General features: G+C 70.3%; 8 protein-coding genes. 3 read left to right on the top strand and 5 right to left on the bottom strand.

All coding sequences use genetic code 11. The annotated features are described in order from the left end of the window. Positions 1-67 precede the first annotated feature (67 nt). Entirely contained in the window at positions 68-4,609 is a 4,542-nt protein-coding gene (locus tag WME73_RS46245) for a hypothetical protein (RefSeq protein WP_437913729.1), read from the bottom strand. Positions 4,610-4,903: 294 nt separating this feature from the next. Next, positions 4,904-6,661, bottom strand: coding sequence for a sigma 54-interacting transcriptional regulator (locus WME73_RS46240; protein WP_437913728.1), 1,758 nt, complete (start codon positions 6,659-6,661; stop codon positions 4,904-4,906). Positions 6,662-7,060: 399 nt separating this feature from the next. On the opposite strand from WME73_RS46240, the gene WME73_RS46235 reads away from it, so the two are divergent. Beyond that, a complete protein-coding gene (locus WME73_RS46235; RefSeq protein ID WP_437913727.1) occupies positions 7,061-9,631 on the top strand; it encodes a diguanylate cyclase in 2,571 nt (856 codons plus the stop codon). Positions 9,632-9,707: 76 nt separating this feature from the next. Further along, positions 9,708-10,064, top strand: coding sequence for a hypothetical protein (locus WME73_RS46230; RefSeq protein ID WP_437742671.1), 357 nt, complete (start codon positions 9,708-9,710; stop codon positions 10,062-10,064). A 149-nt stretch (positions 10,065-10,213) separates the two neighbouring features. Here WME73_RS46230 and WME73_RS46225 read toward each other — a convergent pair whose 3' ends face one another. Both WME73_RS46225 and WME73_RS46220 read right to left on the bottom strand, forming a co-directional pair. Then, complete coding sequence (locus tag WME73_RS46225) at positions 10,214-11,380, bottom strand: protein-glutamine glutaminase family protein (protein WP_437913726.1); 1,167 nt, start codon at positions 11,378-11,380, stop codon at positions 10,214-10,216. Positions 11,381-11,696: 316 nt separating this feature from the next. Then, on the bottom strand, positions 11,697-12,785 hold the full coding sequence (locus WME73_RS46220) for a LacI family DNA-binding transcriptional regulator (RefSeq protein WP_437913724.1): 1,089 nt from the start codon (positions 12,783-12,785) through the stop codon (positions 11,697-11,699). Between the two features lie 113 nt (positions 12,786-12,898). Between WME73_RS46220 and WME73_RS46215 the strand changes: the two genes are divergently transcribed. Further along, entirely contained in the window at positions 12,899-14,542 is a 1,644-nt protein-coding gene (locus WME73_RS46215; protein ID WP_437913722.1) for an L-fucose/L-arabinose isomerase family protein, read from the top strand. A gap of 54 nt (positions 14,543-14,596) precedes the next feature. Here the strand turns inward: WME73_RS46215 and WME73_RS46210 are convergent, their stop codons facing one another. After that, positions 14,597-19,876 (bottom strand): pentapeptide repeat-containing protein, encoded by a 5,280-nt coding sequence (locus WME73_RS46210; RefSeq protein WP_437913721.1) that lies wholly within the window; start codon positions 19,874-19,876, stop codon positions 14,597-14,599. Positions 19,877-19,967: the final 91 nt, after the last annotated feature.

Raw genomic sequence — 19,967 nt, 5'->3', positions numbered from 1 at the left:
GGGGGATCCCGGAGCTCCCGTGGTTCACCGTGGCGTCCTGCCCCTGCGCGCCCGGCCTGCGGTCACGTCATTCGGTGTCGCCCGAGCACCACGTCGGCTGGCTGGCGCTCAGCACCGTGCGCCGGTCGACCTGCATCGTCACGACGAGCTCGGTCGCGTCGTCGAGGGGGCTCGGCGCGTTGCGGAGGCCGGCCAGGTCCACCTCCATCGTGCCGAAGGGCGACAGGCCGTCTCCGGCGATGTTCTGGTCGCTCTCGTCCTTCAGCGTCTCGTGCTCCTGGAACTTCGCGAGCGCGTTGCCAGCGCCGCCGAAGAGGACGCGCGGCGAGCCGACCAGCCACTCCGGGCTGTCCATCACGTAGGTCTTCGTGACGTCTTCCCCGGTGAAATCGAAGGTGCTCGCCCACTGCACCGCGGCCCGCTTCATCTGTCCGTTGAGCGTCTCGTTGTTGTAGCCGTTCGGCCGCACCACGTAGAACGCCATCGTATGGAGGATGGGCGCGGCCTCCGTGCACTGCAGCCAGCCGCCGTTGCCTCCCTCGCTCGTGTACAGGTCCTCCGGGGTGATCTTGAGGGTGAACCTGCCCGTCGACAGCAGGCTGCTCCACACGGCCTCGGAGCGCTCGCCGTCGGCCGTGCTCCACGTCGACGGCGCCTCGTCCTCCTCGCCGGGGGCGACGGGCTTCGGGAAGCTCAGCGCCACCAGCGTGTAGTGCGGATTCGTGTCCGTGGTCCGGCTCAGGCTCAGGGCGGACTTGATCGCGGTGACCGCGTCGAGCGCCTTGACGGTCAGCTCCGGGAACGCCGCGGACCAGTCGGCCCTCACCAGGTTGGTGAGCGCCGCGTGGGTCCTCAGGTTACCCGCGGTCCCCGGATACCGCAGGTCCATCACCGGGTGGAGGTAGTCGGTGACCAGCGTGCTGAGCGCGCGCAGGCCGTCCCGCATCTTGTGCCCATCGAGGTTGCGTAGGTTCCACATCGGCAGCAGCTCGAGCAGCCGCGCCTTCTCCTCGTTCGAGGCAAGGTCGTCGCGCAGGAACTGAAACTCGAGCTGCAGCGTCTCGATCGCGCGCTCCAGCGCGTAGATCTGCACCCGGCGCTCGAGCTGGGCGAGCTCCTTGCTCACGAACGCGTCGAACAGCGAGCGGTACACGTCCGGCATCTGCGAGGCGGCGCAGCCCGGGCACGCCGCTGCGAACTTCGTGAGCAGCTTGAGGTCCGCCGCGGCGCGCAGGGCGCCGAGCTCGCTCGGCGTCACCGCGCCCTGGGTCAGCTTCGCCGGGACGCTATTCCGCAGCTCGGTCAGCGTCTCGGCCATCGCCTGGCCCATGGCCCGGGCGACGGCGCCCGAGGGCGTCAGGTGCTGGATGTCCAGGGCGAGGTTGTACGCCGCGCCGATGGGATCCGCGCCGCATCCCGCCTTGTCGTTGACCACGAGGTAGTAATCCGCCTCGTTGCTGTTCACCACGACCGAGGTGTTCGGCTCCTGGAGGACGCGGACGTCCCTGATCTGGCTGCGCAGGATGCCGCCCCGGGGCAGCTCCACGAGCAGCAGGCTGCCGACGGGCGCGTCCGGGAAGGGCGTGCCAGGAAGGCGCAGGCCCGCGGCGAGCGAGGCGGAGGTGCGCTGCTCGAAGCCCCGCTGATCGCTGGTCGTCGTCTGCGAGCCGTGCGTCAGCTCGGAGCAGTCGTCCAGCGTCGCCGTGGCGCCGCCCCCCAGACCATAAAAGTTCACAACGAGGTTCCCGGCAGCTCCCACGCAGGAGCGCTCGGTCTGCGAGACACCGTCGAACGTGCTCTCCCCGACGGAGTACGCCTGGAAGCGATCGTTCTCGTAGGTGACGAGGTAGCCGCCAGGGCCAGTGGGCGACGACACGACGCCCGCGGTCGCTCCTGGGACCCACGGCACCGGCAGTTGCGTGGTGCGCAGCGCGCAGCTCGGCACGTAGCTCCCCGTGCTCGTGAGGTTCAGGATGTCTCCCTTCCCGGCGTGAAGGCTGAAGACCGCGCCATTGCGCTGCACCGCGAAGCGCAGCACGTCGTTCTCCACCCCGCCCGCGGGCGGCGAGTACCGAGCGCTCCCGCCGGTGAGGTTCAGCGTCTGCGGCGGGGCGCGCTCGATCATCTGCTCTCCCGCCGTTGCCTCCTGCTCCCGCGCGGTGTTGAAGGCGGCGGCGAACTCGCCGAACTGCGCCTCGTCGATGGCGATGTTGTCCTTCAGCCCCACGAGGTCCTCGTTGAGCTCGTAAAACTCGCGGACCTTCCTCTCGAGATCCTGCGTCAGCTCCTCCCGGTCGGAGCCGTTGTCGAGCTGCTGGAGCACATTCGTGACGTACTGGGCGCGATGGGCGACGTAATCGTCCTTCGCCGCGGTGAGCAGCGCCTCGCTGCGCTGCACCTCGGCGTCGAGCGCGGCCCGCTTGGACTCCTGGATGCCCATCCGCAGCGTGTTCCGCGCCAGGCCCCGGAAGGATCCGATCCGCGCGTAGCTGTCGGTGGCCGCGTCGGCCCGCTGGAACATCTTCGCCAGGGCGACGACCGGGGGCGATAGCCGGCCGGGATCGGGCTCGGTGAGCAGCGACGGAGAGTAGGTGGCCACGCCGAGGCTGCTGGTCACGGCGGCCTGGAAGGTGGCGTGTTTCTGGGAGAGCTTGTTGAACACGTCCCTCCAGCCGCTGTGGCCGGCGTACGGGGAGGCGGCCAGCTGGGTCGCGGCGGTCAGGGCGCCCGGGAGCCTGGCCGGATCCGCCGCGGCGGCGAACAGCGACCAGAGCTCGCTCATCTCGGTCTGCACCGCGCCGGCCTCGCAGCCCTTGAAGCGGCAGCCGAGATCGTGCAGGTGGCTGAAGTCCTCCATGCGCTCGTGGAGCCCGCGGAGCCCGTCGCCCAGCAGCATCAGCAGGACCGGACCGTCGAGGGGCAGCGTCGCGGGCGTGAGCGCCGCCGATACGACCGCATGGTCCACCTTGAGCCCCGTGTTGAGCGGATCAAGCGCCGTCGCGGTGGTCGTACGGTGGCCATCGCCGCCCGTCACCGAGCTCACGAGCGATTGGTCATAGGCGGCCTGCCAGAACAGGCGGAGCATGTCGCTCGCCTCGCGCCACAAGCGGTCGTCCGCCGCGGGCGCGGGATACAGGTGCGTGGCCGCCGCGTGGTACCAGGCGTTGATGTGCTGGAGGCGCAGCTGCACGTCCGCGCTGTCCGGCAGCTTGTCCGCGCCGACGCGCTTGAAATTGGTCAGGCTATGCGCGAAGAGGTCCATCCACATCGTGTGGTAGGCGTCCCGGTAAGCCTGCCCCTGGCACTCGTCGGAGACCTCGGCCACCTTCGCGGCTGCGAGCGCGCACTCCGAGATCACGCTCGCGGCGGAGGCCGCCGGCACGTGCGGCGAGCTCATGCGCGTGCACATGGCCATCCAGTTGTTGAGGTAGGTCATGGCCCCGGACGCGTCGCAGGAGGTGGGCACGCCCGCGGGCGGGGTGAACGCGGTGCCGCAGGTGCCCGAAAGCGCGCCCTCGGCCTTGTAGAGGGCGTGCATCCAGACCTGCTGGGTCTGGGTCAGCTGGTGGCTTTTCAGCTCGAAGAGGAGCTTCAGGCGGCTGACGAGCTCTCGCTTGAGGTTGGCTCCCCCCGCGGCGGCGGGCAGCGTCGGGAAGGCGTCCAGCTGGGCCTTGAGGCAATCGAATTTCGCTCGAACCTCGGTGTTCGAGCTGTTGGCGGACAGGGGGAGGCTGTCGCAGGTCCGGCAGAAGGGCTCCGTCTGGTAGGTGTATCCGCTCTTGTTCTTCAGGAAGGACTGCCCCCAGATCTGCCCCGAATGATAGGAGATGTCCGCGCGCGAGCCGCCGGTGGCCATGTACTTCGTCTCCCCTGACGAGCCGCAGCTCCCCGCCGGCGCCAGCCCGTGAGAGCTGTGGCGGCAGGTGTCATAGACCGGCTCCGGCGGGCAAGGCTCGTAGCAGACCGGGTAGTTGTGCAAGGTGTACCGGCACGTGCCGTTCAGGCTGTGGGGGGCGTTGTTGACTGTAGATATCTTGCCTGGAGGGGGATCGGTGTCGATGCTCGTGGTGACGCTGGGACGGCCATCCGGGTCGACCCTGTTCTTCTCAGCGGTCGCCAGCGCCTGGCACGCCGAATCGCAGTTGTAGGTGGTGATCCACCGGCACGGAGCCGTGCCCGGAATGGGCTCCCGTTCGCACTTGTGCACCGAGGTCGCGGGGCACGAGACGGTCGTCGGACCGTAATGGCGCGTCTCGATCGCCTGCCGCTCGGTCGATGGATCACCGTCGTTCGTCGGCCCGGGGTTGTCGCATACCTTGTTGTTGACCTTGCACTCCTCCGGCTCCTGGAGGACGTCGCAGTGCTCGGAGCTCTTCATTGCGTAGCAATTGAGCCGAAATTCCCAGGGCACCGCGCATATCTTCTGGGCGTTGGTCGCCGTGGGGGACCAGGCCAGATCGCTCTCGTTGCAGGCGGAGCCGAGCTCCAGCGCCGTGGTCTCGATGAGCTCCAGCTCGTTGGCCTCGGCGCCTGGGTCGGGATCGAGCGCCCCTCCGCACCCGAGCAAGACAAGGATGGGACTGACAGCGAACCTCATGTACCTGTGCATGGATTCATTCCTTTTCAACGAAGCAAACCAAAGGCAGCGGCCGAGGGCCCGCCGCCGCGCGCTCCTGAACGGAGCGCGCGGCGGCGTCCTCCGGGGCGACCTGCGCGCGAAGGCGAGCGGACGCTGGCGCGGCCAGCACCGCCGGCCCAAAGCAGCCCACGTGCCAGCCGTCGAAGGCCACCGCGCTCCCGAGGATCCCGGGCCGGCCGTGCGTCTCGCGGGACCGCGCGACCGTCCCCGGACGGTACGCGGACGGTGCGCGTACCGTCCGGCGCCGCGCTCAGGCGGGCGGCGTCACCGCGTGCGCATCGGTCCTGCGATCCCGAGCTCCCGCAGGCGCAGCTTCAGCCCGCGCCTGGACACCCTGAGGCGCGCCGACATGGCGTCCACATCGCCGGCGAGCTCCTCGGAACAGCGCATCAGCTCGTCCTCCGGGATGTCCGCCGCCTTGCGGACGTGAGGGCTTCGCTCGATGAGACGGTAGAGGGCGGTGCGCGAGACGCCAAGCGCCGCCGCCGCGGGTCCGATCGACCAGTGGCTCTGCCGAAGCGCCCTGAGCAAGGCGTCCTCGTCGACCTCCCGGTCCATGGGGGGGTCAGCTGGATTGGCCGTGGAGGCATCCGCTTGTCGCCTCTCGGACAGGCGCGGCGCATCCGACGGGGGTCGCGCTGTCTGACGCGCTTGCTCCAGCATCCGCTCCAGGCTCTCATCAATGACGATGGCGTCGGCGCCGCGGCTGGAGATCACCAGCTGCCGCGCCACGTTCCGGAGCTCGCGCACATTGCCGGGCCAGCTGTGCTGGATCAGCCGCATCATGAGGGATCGAGGAAACCACGGCAGTGCGCCGTCCGCGGGCGACTCCAGCCGGCCCAGATCTCCGACGCGCGCGAGCTCCTCGCGCAGAAAATGGAGCAGCAGGCGGGGAATGTCCTCGCGGCTCTGGCGGAGTGGAGGAATGGTGATGGTATAGCCCTGTAGCCGATGGAGCAACGGCGCGCGAAACCTGCCTTGCTCGACGGCTTTCTCCAGGTCGGCGTCCGTCGCCGCGATGATCCTGACATCCACCGCGCGCTGCTCGCCCTCGCCGATCGGCCGGATCGTGCCGGTCTCGAGCGCCCGGAGCAGCATCGCCTGGACATCCATTGACATATCGCCGATCTCGTCGAGGAAGAGCGTCCCGCCGTGGGCGCGCTCGAAGAGGCCCACGTGGCGGTGGTGAGCGCCCGTGAACGACCCCTTCGCGTGCCCGAACAGCTCCGAGGCGGCGGTGGTCGGGGCGAGCGCGGCCATGTTCACGGCGAGCCAGGGACGACCGGCCCGCGGGCTCGCCTGGTGGATGGCCTGCGCAACGCGCTCCTTGCCGACGCCGGTCTCTCCCCGAAGCAGGACTGGTACCTGTAGATCGGCGACGCGCGCAACCGACCTGAGGACCTCCTCGAGAGCGTCGCTGTCGCCGACAAGCCCGTGTCGCGGCGCAGGGCGCGCGGTGGTCACCATATGGACGAGGATCACGATCTTCTTGGCGAGCTGCAAAATCAGGCCAACGCGCAGGGCCTCGGCTGGAAACTGATGCGCGTCGTCGATGGGCTCGCCTTCCACGGACAGCTGGCCTCGCCCCGCGGGTGTGATGGTCAGCGACTCGTCTGCGCCCCACGTCACAAGGTGAGGTTTCCGGCTCACGTGAGGGTCGCAGAGCGGCGCGCGCTCGTGGCTGCGCGGCTGCGCGAAATCGGGCTCGAGGCGGGAAAGGGGCACCGCGTACCCGGGGATGGCCACCGTGGTTGCCCGCGCGCCGATCCGGCGCAGGTCCGGGTGGTAGAGCAACGTGAAGCGCAGGCTATGGCCCCCCCCGGAGGCGCACCGCGCCGGCGGCGTGTCGAGGCCATTCAGCGTCTCCACCTGGTGCCATGAGTCCCGCAAGGAGCATTCCGCCAAGTTGGGCGGCTTGCCTTGCACCCCCTTGGTCACCCCTGCGGCAGGAGCGGACGCCTGAGCAACCTCCCCGAAGCCGTCGCCGCCCTTGATCTCACTGCTACACTCGCGCTGAGCCACGATCCGTCATCCTATCGCCGATCGCCTGGTGTTCGTCTAGCACTCAGTAGGCCATCGCACAATTATCGCGCTCCTGTCCTGTGCCTCCCAAAGGCGGATCAGCGACGGTCGACTTTGCGCTCCGGTCGTACAGACCGTTCACGGTGCCGCGGGGTAACTCAGTTTTCCCTCGCGATGCCGTTCCCGATGCCCACTGGCGTTCGTCGAGCTGCGTACCTGCCGGCAGGCATCGTTGCCCCGCCCAGCACATCCGAGCCAACCAGATCCACCTCTCGGCTACCCACGACTCCAGGTCACACCCTCACCCCCTCTCTCGCCCCTTTCCCCCATCGCGCAGCCGCCTTCGCCGGCAGAGAACTGGGCCCCGGCGATCGACCTCTGGTACCGGCATCCGAGCCGATGGCCAACCTGGTGCTCGCCGTGCTCACCGCCCGCCGTATCGCGCGCAATGCGGCGCCGCTCGCCTGCGCGCTGGCCCTCGGGGCGCTCGTGGTCCTCGACGCGGCCGCGCCGCTCCCGCCGCTCGCGGCCGCGACCGCGCTGCTCGTGCTGCTCGTTGCGCTCGTCCAGCGGGCGCGGCGGCGCGCCGCCGCCATCGAGGCGAGCGCCCTGCTCGACCTCGAGGTCGGCGCCCTGCTCCTCGTCGGCACGTTCGCCGCGGTCCTCCGCCTCGACGGCTCGCTCGACGGCGACGCCCACGCCGCCCTCTACGTGGTCATCGCCCTCGTGAGCGCGTTCGCCCGCCCAGGGGCGTCGCTCCTCGTCGCGATCGCCGCCGCCACCCTCGAGATCGCCGTCCGCTCGGCCGCGGCCCAGCGCGGCGCGCCGAGCCTCCTCGACGTCACGCGCGCGGCCGCGCCGCACATCGGCTTCATGGCCGTCTTCTCGCTGCTGAACGCCACCATCCTCCGCGCAGAGCTCGGCCGCGTCAGGAAGGCCTCCCACACCCGCCTCCAGGCCGAGATCGAGCGGCTCCGCGACGACGCGCGCAGCTACCGCCTGCTCTCGGCCCCGGCCCAGGCGCGCGGCGCGGGCGCGTGCCAGAAAGGCGACGACGAGCGGCTCGCCCGCTCCGGCGTCGAGGAGATCCACCAGTCGGTGCTCTTCGCCCTGCGCCTGCTGCGCGAGTCGCTCGACCTCTACACCGCCGTGCTCCTCTGGCAGAACGACGCGGGCACGCACCTGCGCATCAGCGAGCTCGCGAGCGACGCGCCGAACCTCTCCGAGGGCCCGTTCCTCTCCGGCGACGGCGTCTTCGGCGCGGCGATCACCCAGCGCGCGCCGGTCGTCCTCGGGGGCCTCAAGCCCGGCTACAAGCTCCCCTACTACGTCGGCCCCTCCCCGGTGCGCGCCGTGTGCGCGCTGCCGGTGTTCGAGCACGGCCAGCTCCGCGGCGTGCTCGTCGTCGATCGCGTCGAGGACCGGCCGTTCTCGCCGCGCGAGCTCGAGCTCATCGACGAGGCGTGCCGCTACGCCGTGCGGGCCATCCAGAACGAGCGCGTCTTCGTCCAGCTCGAGCGCGCGAAGATCGAGCAGGGCAAGCTCTACCGCGCCGCCGAGGGGCTCGGCGCCGCCACGACCGAGCCCGGCGTCATCGAGGCCGGCGTCACGAGCGCCCGCGAGATCACGTCCGTCGATTTCGCGGCCGTCACGCTGTACGACGAGGCGCAGAAGGTCCACGAGATCCGCGCCGTCAGCGGCGACGGCGTCGCCGAGCTCACCGGGCAGCGCTTCCGCCACAACGCGGGGCTCGTCTCGATGGTGCTGCAGAACCGGCACCCGCTGCCGTACCGCGGCGAGTACGACGAGAAGCGGCAGGTCGTCTTCACCCGCCGCGTCACGCCGCCGTCGATGCCGTCGATCATCGTGCTCCCGCTCGTCGTGCACGACCGGCCGCTCGGCACGCTGGTCCTCGGCTCGCGGCGGCGCGCGGCATTCACCGACTCGGTGCGCAGCACGCTCGAGGTCCTCGCCAGCCACATGGCCGTGTCGCTCTCGAACGCGCGCATGGTGCGGCGCCTCGAGGAGCTCGCGACGATGGACGGGCTCACCGGGCTGCTCAACAAGCGCGCGATGCTCGAGGTGGCGGACCAGAAGATCACCGCGGCGCGGCGGTTCTCGCGGCGGCTCTCGGTGCTCGTCACCGACATCGACCACTTCAAGAAGGTGAACGACACGTACGGCCACGACGTGGGCGACGTGATCATCAAGGGGCTCGGCGACGTCCTCCGGCGCGCGAAGCGGACGACCGACGCGGTCGCGCGCTTCGGCGGGGAGGAGTTCGTCGTGATCTGCGAGGAGACGGACGCGCGCGGCGCGATGCTGCTCGCGGAGCGCGTGCGCGAGGAGCTCGGCCGGACGACGTTCCACGCGGCCGGGAGCAACGGGCCTGTGCAGTGCCAGGTGACCTGCTCGATCGGGATCGCCACCTACCCCGAGGCGGGCAGCACGTGGGAGGAGCTCTTCAAGGCCGCGGACGAGTCGCTCTACGTGTCGAAGCGGTCGGGCCGGAACCGCTCCACGGCGTGGTCGCCGGCGGTGCGGTCGAACAGCGCGCATCCGCCCGCGGCGGAGGCGGGCGCTCCGGCGAAGCACGCGGCGGAGTCGGGCGGCGCGGCGAAGCAGCCGGCGGAGGCGGCGGCCACGGCGAGGCACGCGGCAGAGGCGGCCGCCGCGGCGAGGCACGCGGCGCCCGCGACGGCGCGGTCCCCGGCGACGGCCGCGGCGGCCAGGGCTGCGGCGGCGAAGCCCGCGGCAGGGGCGCCCGCGCCGCAGCGCAGGCCGGCCGTGACGGGCGGCGCAGGCGGCGCCCCGGCGGCCCCGGGACAGGACGGCGCGCCGTCCGCCGGGAAGCGCGCCGCGGTCGCCGCGCAGGCGCCGGGGAAGGCGCCCGGCGAGGCCGAGCCTCGGAGCAAGCCGAGGCGCCCGCCGGACGTCGATCCCACGAGCAAGCCGAAGACGGCCGCCTGAGGTCTGCGCGCCGCTTGCGGCGCAGGCGCGGCGGGAACATAAGCCTCCTCGGCGAAACCGAAGCCAAGGAGGCGCGATGAGCTCGGACCCCGATCGAGACGACCCCAGGGAGGATCTCAAGCAGGGGCTGAGCCTGCTCTGGCGCGCGGCGCGCAAGACGGCCGTGGACCTGCGCAAGGACCTCGACAGCACGAACGTCGGCAGGGCGATCGACGACGCCGGGCGCGAGCTCGTCCGGGCCGCGACGAACGTGGTCGGCCGGATCGGCGCCGAGCTGAGCAAGGGCCCGGCGCAGGCGCCCCCGCGGGACGAGCGCTCCGAGGGCCGCGGGGAGGCCGAGGGGCCCGAGACGCGGCCCGCCGGGCCCACGCCGGAAGACCCGGGGTTCCGCATCGCGGTCGACCCGGAGGACAAGGACACGAAGCCTCGCTAGAGCGACAAGCGGGTCAAAACCGCCGGAAAAGAGCAGAAATTCGAGCCGCCACGGACACCGATCGATGGATCCATGGGTCGTGAACAGCGCGCTGACATCACCGTCGCCGTCGATGCGCACGCCCGACGACACGCGCCTGGCCATCCGAGTCACTGAATACGAAGGACCGCCTGACTCGCGAGCTCTCCGTTTGCCACCGTCACCTGATAGTCGCCGGGCGGATACTCCTGGGTGATCAGGATCCTGCGGATGTTGCAGGCGTCGATGGGCGCGAGCTCGTCGATGCCGTTCCCGGTGATGCGCACGGTCGTCCAGCCTTCGACGAAATTGTCCCCGATGATGTAGATGGGATACCAGACGAGGCTGTCGAACTGGTCCGATGCAAAGCGCTGGATGCTCGGCGGGAGGCCCGGATCGGGCGTGGGCTCCGGCTCGGCGCAGGGGCCCCACGGCGGACAGTCGCCGAGGACCCGGTACGGATCGCGCCCGAGGATCTCCTGAACTCGCCATTCGGTCAGGAGCCGGTTGTACATGCTGCCATAGGGGTTCAGGTTGGGCGGCGGCGGCTCCAGGGGCACAGCGTCGAAGCACCCCTCCCCCAGGGCGTGGTCGCGGCACAACGCGACGTCGATGTCGTCGGCGACGCTGAATTGAGAGAGCCACTCCGCGATCGGGAGGGGCCGCGACGGATCGATGGCGACATCCAGGATCATGAGCTGCCCACCGACCCGGACCACGGGCGCGACGTGGCCGGACCACGTCACGCTTCCGGACGGCTCGTTGGCTGTCTGGAAGACCAGCCGCTTGCGCGGCTTTGCCTTGACCCTGGCGAAGTAGGGCGTCGGATAGTCCCATTGCTGGAAGAAGTAGATCGCCGCCTCGGCCCGCTCCTCGCAGCCGTTGTCGGCCGCGAGCCAGGGGAGCCGCCGCAGAAACTCGGGTTGCTCCGGCATGGTGAGCAGCCGGCTGTCGCGGATCGCGGCGAACCCGGAGCTCAGCTGCTCCTCGGTCCACGTGGGAACGCAATCGGCCGCCAGGCTCCCGGGCGGGCCCTTGAGCTCATCGAACGAGCGCAGACCGTCGGGCAGCTGGCAGGCCGCGCTCGCGCCGCCTCCGGGGGATCCTTCGTCACCCGGCGAGCCCGCGCCGGACGGCGGGGAGTCGACGGCGTCCTCCAGCAGCGCTCCCGTGTCGGAGCGCTCGATGTCGGGAGCCCGATCGGGATAAGCGCCCTCGTCGCCTCCACAGGCCGAGGCGGCCAGGGCCGCCGACGCGACACACAACGCTTTCGCAAGAGCAATATAGGACTGTCGCATGAATCTGATCTCCCTGCGTAAGATAGGATGCACCCCGAGAGGAGCCGTCACGCTCGGAGCATGTCGGGGACCGCGGGGCGCGGCGCACCATAGCACCGCTCGCGGTCCCCGCACGGCGGACACCGGCGATCCTCGAGGGCGGCGCGAGACGCAGGGCAGGCGCAGTCCCGCAATCGCCTATTCGTTCGCCCCAGGTTGGGCCCATGCCGTCCGAGGGATTGCAATCCGTGGTCACGCCCTCCGCGAATCTCCGCGGATGCTACGGTTCGCCCCCACGGAACCTTCCCGCCAGAAAACCGATCGATGTGGTGGGCGGTCAGGAGCGGTGGCCTCGCCGCGCGCGCGCTCGCCTCTCGCTGCGCGGCACGTCCGGTGTTCGCGCGGTGAGGCGAGGAGGGAGCAGGACCTCTCGCGCGCCCCTGGCGCCCGCCAGCATTTCAAGGAGCAGCCGGACCGCTTCGCGTCCTATCGCGCCGACGTCCTGATCGACGGTCGCGACGGGATAACGCAGGAGATCGGCCATCAGGATGTCGTCGAATCCGACGACGTCGATCTCGTCGGGCACGGAGAGGCCGGCGGCGCGGATGGCCCGCAGGGTCCCGACAGTGCTCCAGAAATTTGCCGCGTAGACGGCCAGAGGTCGACGCAGCCGCTGGAGAAGCTCGACCATGCGCGTCTCGGCCGCTTCCGGGGTGGCCTCCTTCAACTCCTCGATGGCCGCCGCCGTGACGCCGCTCCGCGTCAACTCCGCCTGGAACCCGTCGAGACGAACTCTGTAGGTGGGGATGTCGAGCGGGCCGCCGATGTAGACGAGCGACCGATCCTTGTGCCTCAGAAGGTGGCGGAGCGCCAGCACAGAACCGGCGGCGTGATCGGTGCGCACGCACGCCACGTCGAGGTCCGGGACCGCCCGGTCGATCTGCACAAAGGGAAGTCCCTGCTTGTGCGCCTCGATGAGATCGCAATCCCCTCCGGAAACCGGGGACACGATGAGTCCATCCACCCGGGAGTCGTGCACGAGCTGCAACGCGCGACGCTGGCGCCCCGCGTTACCGGCCAGATGGCTCACCACGAGCGCGTAGCCGTGGAGCTCGGCCTCGCGCTCGGCGCCGACGGCTATCCCGGCCCAGAACGGGTTCGCCAGGTCCTCGACGGCGAGCGAGATCGCGTACGACTTTTGCTCCCGGAACGCCTGGGCCATGGCGTTGGTCCGGTACCCTAGCTTCTGGGCCAGCGCCCAGACCCGCTCCACCGTGGCGGCGCTGATGCGAAACTTCGCATGCTTGCCCGTCAGGACGTGAGACACCGTGGTCTGGGACAACCCCAGCTGTTCGGCGATGTCCTTCATACGGACCGGACGCAGGCCGGGCACGTGCGGCGGGTCGGGGTCGGGGGGATCGTTCAAGCGCGCGCTCCGTTTAGCTAATTCGGATTAGCTGTTGACGCTAGCACGGACATGCATAGTATTGAAGCGGAATACGCGGTCGGTGTTTGCGGTCCCTCGCGCGCGAGGGGGCCATGGCAGCGGTCTACGGATCCGCCAGATGGCGCCGACGCGACGACGACCTTGACGTTCCGGCGGGCTGGAGCGGCAAGGCCATACTTGCTCAAGCCCGCCTGCTCCAGGAGACAGCAATGGCACAGAGTGAACCGGTGATCTTGGGCTTCATGGGCAACCGGGGCTTCTTTCCGACGGAGTTCGCGGAGGAGGGAGCGAAAGCCACCCGATCGGCCGTGGGCCATGTGCTCGGCCAGCGCGTGCGCTACGTCGATCTCGGCAACGTCGAGACCTACGCCGACGCGCGCGCGGCCGCGGGCGTCGCCCAGCAGTACCGCCGCGCTCCCGACGGCGGCGGAGCCATTGGCGTCATCTGCTCGATGTACAATTTCTCCGATGAAAACGGGATTCGGGACTTTCTGCGGCTGGCCGACCTCGACGTGCCGGTGCTGCTGCACACCGAGCCTGACGTGCGCGGGTTGGGACGCATGGGACAGAAGGGCCGGCGGGACGGGGCGTGCGGGCGCTTTTCGGCCGCCAACGCGCTCCGCCACATCGGCTATCCGTACACCCTCACGTCCAGGCATTGCGAAGCCGTGAGCTCGGCAGCCTTCGCGGACGATCTCCACGCCTTCTACGCGAGCTGCGTCCTGGCATCGAAGTTCCGTCGCCGGGGCCGCGGCGTGCGCCTCGGGCTGGTGGGCTCGGGGCCCGACGCGTTCCAGACGGTCACCAACGTCTCCACCGAGCTCTTGGGGCACATGGGCCTGAGCACGGTCGGCCTGGAGCTCATCGCGCTCGATCGACAGATGCGCCAGGTCTCGCCGCGCGAGCTATCCGCTCAGCTGGAAGCGGTCTCCGGCTACATCGCGGCGGCTGACGTTCCGCGCGCCTCGCTGGAAGCGATCGCCCGGATGGGCGTCGTCTTCGACCGGTTCGTGAAAGAGAACGACCTCGACGGCATCGCGGTGCGCTGCTGGACGGAGATGCAGAAGTACCAGATCGGCGGAGAGGTGGGCGTGATGCCCTGCACCTGCATGAGCATGCTCTCGGACAAGCTCATCCCCGCCGCCTGCGAGACCGACATCGCGGGCTGGATGGGGATGTACATGCTCCAGTGCGCTTCCGGGCTCGTGCCGCTGCTGGGCGACTGGAACAACATGTACGATGACGAGCGCGAGGAGGTGGATCTCTTCCACTGCGGCGTCTGGGCCAAGAGCGTGATGCGCCCCGGCGCCCGCATCACCCGCCAGGAGATCCTGGCCACCCAGGCCGACATCGGCGCGGAGAACACCTGGGGCGCGGTCGACGGCGAGCTCAAGGCGGGCACCTGCGCCTTTCTGAGACCTTGCACCAACGCGCGCGAAGGAAGCGTGTTCCTCTACGGCGGGGTGGGCCGGGTCAGCGAAGAAGGCGTCGACACCTTCGGCACGCGCGGCCGCATCCAGATCCCGCGCATTCAGGAGCTCTTTCGCTATTTGACGCAGCCCGAGCGGGCGGTGGAGCACCACACCGCCCTCGTGGTCGGGACGCAGAAGAACATCGAGCTGACGATGAAAGCGATTCGAGACGCGGTGCCCTACATCAATGCCCAGGCGGGCCTCGGCCGCGGCGGCCAGGCGCTGGTTGATTTCTACGAGCACAGCCAGGTCGGCGAGCTCTGAGGCGACGGTCGGCTCGCTACAACGTAGCTCGACGTGGGCTCGGGCGCGTTCCGCCTATACCATGCCGCTCCCGGGCGGCGTTCCGGCGGGCGGGAGCGCGATGAGGGGCTCGTCGTCGGGGAGGCGGAGGGGGTTCGGCAGGTAGGGATCGAGCTCGCCGGGCTCGAAGCGGCAGAGGCCGATCACGTGCCAGAAGGAACCTGCGATGTCGCCGCCGAACCTGTAACGACCGTCGGGGGTGAAGGCGGCCCATCCCTCGGCGCAGGGCAGGAGGATCGCGAGACATCGGCCGGTGGCAACCCGCCAGAGGCGGAGGGTGCCGTCGGTCGAGGCAGAAGCGAGGAGCGTGCCGTCAGGGCTGAAGGTGACGCTCACCACAGGGGCAGTGTGGCCCTTGAGAGCGCCGAGGGCTCGACCGCTTCCGGCCTCCCACAACCTCACGATCGTGTCGTACGAACCCGAGGCCAACGTTCGGCCGTCAGGGCTGAACGCCACGCTCGTCGCCCCCTTGCCATGGTCCTCGAAGACACGGAGCGCTCGCCCGCTTTCGACCTCCCACAACCTCACGGTCGTGTCATTCGACCCCGAGGCCAGCATCCGGCCATCGGGGCTGAACACCACGCTCGTCACCACCTTGCCATGACCCCCAAAGGTGCGGAGGACTCGGCCGCTTTCGACCTCCCACAATTTCGTGGTCGTGTCATTCGACCCCGAGGCCAGCGTTCGGCCGTCAGGACTGAACACCACGCTCGTCGCCGCCTTGCCATGGCCCTCGAAGACGCGGAGGGCTCGCCCGCTTTCGACCTCCCACAACCTCACGGTCGTGTCATTCGACCCCGAGGCCAGCATCCGGCCATCAGGGCTGAATACCACGCTCGTCACCGCCTTGCCATGATCGCCCAAGGTGCCGAGGGCTCGCCCGCTTTCGACGTCCCACAACCTCACGGTCGTGTCATACGACCCCGAGACCAGCGTCCGGCCATCAGGGCTGAACGCCACGCTCATCACGTGATGGCTGTGGCTCTCGAAGACGCGGAGGACTCGACCGCTCTCGACCTCCCACAACCTCACGTTCGTGTCATGCGACCCCGAGGCCAGCGTCCGGCCGCCGGGGCTGAACGCCACGCTCGTCACCGCCTTGCCATGACCGCCCAAGGTGCGAAGGACTCGACCGCTCTCGACCTCCCACAACCTCACGGTCGTATCATTCGGCTCCAAGGCCAGCGTCCGGCCATCAGGGCTGAACGCCACGCTCATCACGTCATGGCTGTGGCTCTCGAAGACGCGGAGGACCTGCCCGCTGTCGACCTCCCACAACCTCACGGATGTATCGTTCGACCCCGAGGCCAGCGTTCGGCCGTCAGGACTGAATACGACGCTGTTCACCCGGGCGCCATGGCCCTCGAAGACACGGAGGACCTGCCCGCTTTCGACCTCCCACAACCTCACGGTCATGTCCCGCGACCCCGAAGCAAGCGCTCGGCCATCAGGCCTGAACGCCACGCTCGTCACCATCAGGCCATGGCCCTCGAAGACACGGAGGGCTCGCCCGCTCTCGACCTCCCACAACCTCACGGTCATGTCATCCGACGCCGAAGCAAGCGTCCGGCCATCAGGGCTGAACACAACGCTGTTCACCCAGTTGCCATGACCCTCGAAGACGCGGAGGACGTGCCCGCTGTCGACCTTCCACAGGCGCATTGCGCGCCCCGCCCCCGAGGCCAGCGTTCGGCCGTCAGCGCTGAACACGACGCTCCTCACCCCGACGCCATGGCCCTCGAAGACGCGGAGGACTCGCCCGCTTTCGACCTTCCACAACCTCACGCTCGAGTCATCCGACCCCGAGGCCAGCGTCCGGCCATCAGGGCTGAACGCCACGCTGTTCACCGGACCGAGGTGTCCAGCTATCCCCCGGATGGCTCGCCCGGAGACCACATCCCAGAGCCGGACCGAGCCGTCGCCATGGCCCGTCGCGAGGAGATCTCCCGAGGGATTCCAGGCCACCGCGTTGCACGATGACGCCGGTATCCACATCAGGTCAGCCCCGGAAGGCCGAGGTGGTGCCGCCCCTTCCGCCACGAGCGACGCGGCGGCCACCCCCCGGGCGCCGACCAGCTTGGCGCCGCGCAGCGTCGCCCCAGCGAAATCCGCACCGGTCAAATCCGCGTCCACGAGGCGAGCAAACGACAGGTCCGCGCCCCGGAGATCGGCGCCCATCAGCGAAGCGCCGCGCAGATCCGCCCGTCCAAGCCGCGCCGAGCGGAGCGAGGCGCCGGCCAGCCTGGCCTCGACCAGCGCGGCGTTCGTGAGGTTGGCGCTCGCCAGATTGGCGCTCCGAAGATCCGCGCGGTTGAGGTTCTGCCCGCTCAGGTCCTGGCCGGCGAGGTTCACGCCCTCGACCACCTCGATCTCGTCCTCCCCGACGACCGCCGCCCCCTGCTCGCTCTTCTCCAGCAAGCGCACGATCCGCAGCCCGTTGTCCTTCGCATGCCCCTTGGCCGCCCCGTGCAGCACCCGCGCCGCCCACGCCGCCGCCTGCTCGCGCCCCGCGAGCGACACGAAGAAGTCCACCATCAGCTCGCTCATCTCGTCGGCCGCGAGCGCCGCGCTGTCCCCTGTGTCATTCACCTCCCGCGCCGCCGCCTCGGCCACGAGCCACTCGAGGACCGAGCGGTGGACGAACGAGAAGGCACCCTCCGCGTCCCGCACGAGCAGCGATCCCGAGCCGATCAGGAACTCGACCATCGCCCGCTCCAGCGGCGGCCCGTCCTTCGGCTGTACGCCCTTCACGAGGCTCTCCGGCAGCTCGGCGATTCCGACCGCGCGCGCCCGCCGGTCCCACAGCAGCCGCGCGAGCTCGGTCATCGCGCCCCGGAGCGCCTCGCGCGAGATGCCACGCGGCGCTCCCCGCGGGTTGGCACGCCGGTGCTCGTGGTCGAGCCACTGCTCCACGAGCAGCTCGTACAGCTTGGCCGCGGTGATCTCCCCCGTCCCCTCCTTGGCTTCGAGGAGCTTTCTCTCGTCGATCTTCGCGATGAACCCGAGCATGCGCGGGTTCTCCGAGAGCCCCAGCAGATCGCTGACCTCGTGGAGCAGCCGGTACCGGGCCTCGGCCTCCGCGGGCTCGGGGATCAGGTTGCCCAGGAACCGCCGGATCTGTGGCTGCCCGAACCCCTCCAGCTGCACGAGCCGGTAGCCCTGCACCTGCTCCGCCCGCCGGGCGAGCTCCTGCTCGATCTGCCGGTCATCGAGGAAGTGCTGCGTCCGGCTGGTCACCACGACCTTCGCGATCCCCTCGGCCGCCTGCATCACGGTCTCGAAGTGCTCGAGCACCCGGTCGTACGTCAGCCGCAGGGCGAGCTCGTCGAAGCCATCGAAGAGCAGCGCGATCCGCCCCTCGGCCAGCATGTAGCCGAAGGCGCGCGGGTCGATCGGCTCGTCCGCGAGCGCGAAGTGCTGCGCGACAAGCACGCTCAGCGAGCGCTGCTTCTCGAGCCGGCTCATCTCGATGAGCACCGGCACGAGCGGGTGCTCCTCCCTCACCATCCGCCGCGCGAGCTCGTGCAAGAGGAACGTCTTGCCCGCGCCGAAGTCGCCGAGCACCAGCACGAAGCGCCGGCGGGGCGCGTCGAGCAGCTCCCACAGCGACGCGAGCGCGCTCTCCGTGACGCTCTTCTCGCGGTCGCCGAGGCTCACCACGGCCGGCTGCTCGACGTAGAGCCACGGCGGGTAGATCGGGTCCGCCTCGAGCCGGTCCGTCTGCCGCACGAGGTACCGGCCGAAGTCGATGAGCCCCTGGTACTCCGAGAAGCTCTTGAGCACGACGCCGCGGCGCCATGCGCGCTCGATCAGCGCCGGCGGCGCCTGCGGGCCCGCGTGGATCAGCGTCGATCGGAGCAGCGGATCCTGCTCCCGGAACGGGCGCTCCACCTCGGTCACGTAGCGCGCGACGAGCTCCTCCGTGATCGGCTGATCGAGCGCGCCGATCACCCGCAGGTCGACGAGCGATCCGTCCCGCGCCGCCAGCTCGAGCACGCCCGCGAACGGGGGCGGCGTCCGGTGCCTCGTGACGGTCGCGCCGGGCGTGCGCAGCAGCGCCACGCGCTCGATGCGCTGGAGGAAGCCGTCGTGCCGCTCCTCGAACGCGCGCTCGCCGCGCTCACCGTCGCCCGAGGTGCAATCCACCTCTCCGGCCGGCCCCCGCCGCCCCGGCAGCTCGCGCTCCGGCCGCGGCGCCGGCGCGAGGTGCTTCTGCAGGAACGCGACAAGCACCGCCGCCGAGGCGCGGCACGCGAACGCGCGGAAGCTGTCGTCCTTGGCGAGGTCGGCGTGATCACTCACCGCCTTCACGAAGATCGACCGCTTCTGGCAGCGGCCCGCGAGGTCGCCGATCGCCGCGCCCTCCATCTCCAGGCCCAGCGTGCCCCGCACCACGCGCTGGAGGTCGCCCCAGACGCCCGGATCCTGCACCACCGCCGTGAGCGTGGCGACGGCCCCGACGTGCACGCAGAGCGGCGGATCGGCCGGCGGACCGTCCGGGTGGAGCAGCCGCTCCTCCAGCGCCTTCTCCCGCCCGGCCTCGGTGAGGCGCAGCGCGCCGCCCTTCATCGCGGCGAGCCCGTCCTTCACGGCCTCCTTGACCCGCGCCGTCCACCCCGGGCAGGCGCGCCTCCGGCCGGGGTGCGCCACCGGCGAGGGCCCGCCCTCCGCCTCGTGCGCGTGGAGGGCGTCGAGGAGCCACCGCTGCTGGGACTCCCGGGAGGGCGGGCGCTCGCGGGAGAGCGCCGCGAGGTCGAGCTCGCGCGCGAGGAAGGCGGCGTCCATCTTCCACGTGGCCGCGAGATCGAAGGTGCGCACGTCGTGGAGGCGCTCCGCCTCCTTGCCCGGCGGCGCGAGGCGTTTGCCCTCATCGAAGCTGTAGAGCCGGTCGGCCACGATCACGTCGCCGAGCGCCACCTTGCGGGGGTCGCCCGCGCAGATGCCGCACATCGCGAGGCACGCAGGATCGAGCTCGGCGAGGAGCTGCTGCCCCCGGATCGCCGCCGTGCGCTGGCCCGCCTCGCCGATCCACGCCGCGGCCACCGCGAGCGACCCGCCATGAGCGCTCGGAAGGGCGCGCCGGTAGTAGCGAAAGCCGCCGAGGTCCCGCAGCTCGCGCCACCCCGCGGCGCCGCCATCGCCCTGCGCGAGCACCCCCTCGAGCTCGTCCTGGAGCGCCACGACCACGAGCACGTCGATCGGCCCGACGTCGACCTCCGCGCCTGCGTCCGCGCCTCCCCGGCCCCCGTCCCGCGCCTCCGCCGTGTCGTGCTGCGCCTTCGCCACGCAAGGCATGGTGCAGCCGGAGCGAGAGGCGCCGCAATAGAGTGAGCGACGTCGCCTTCGCCTGGGAGGGCGCTTCGGAGAGAATCGGGCCGCGGCGACC

It is taken from the genome of Sorangium sp. So ce302, assembly GCF_051530145.1.
Lineage (GTDB): Bacteria > Myxococcota_A > Polyangia > Polyangiales > Polyangiaceae > Sorangium > Sorangium cellulosum_B.
This window is presented reverse-complemented; position numbering and strand designations above follow the sequence as displayed.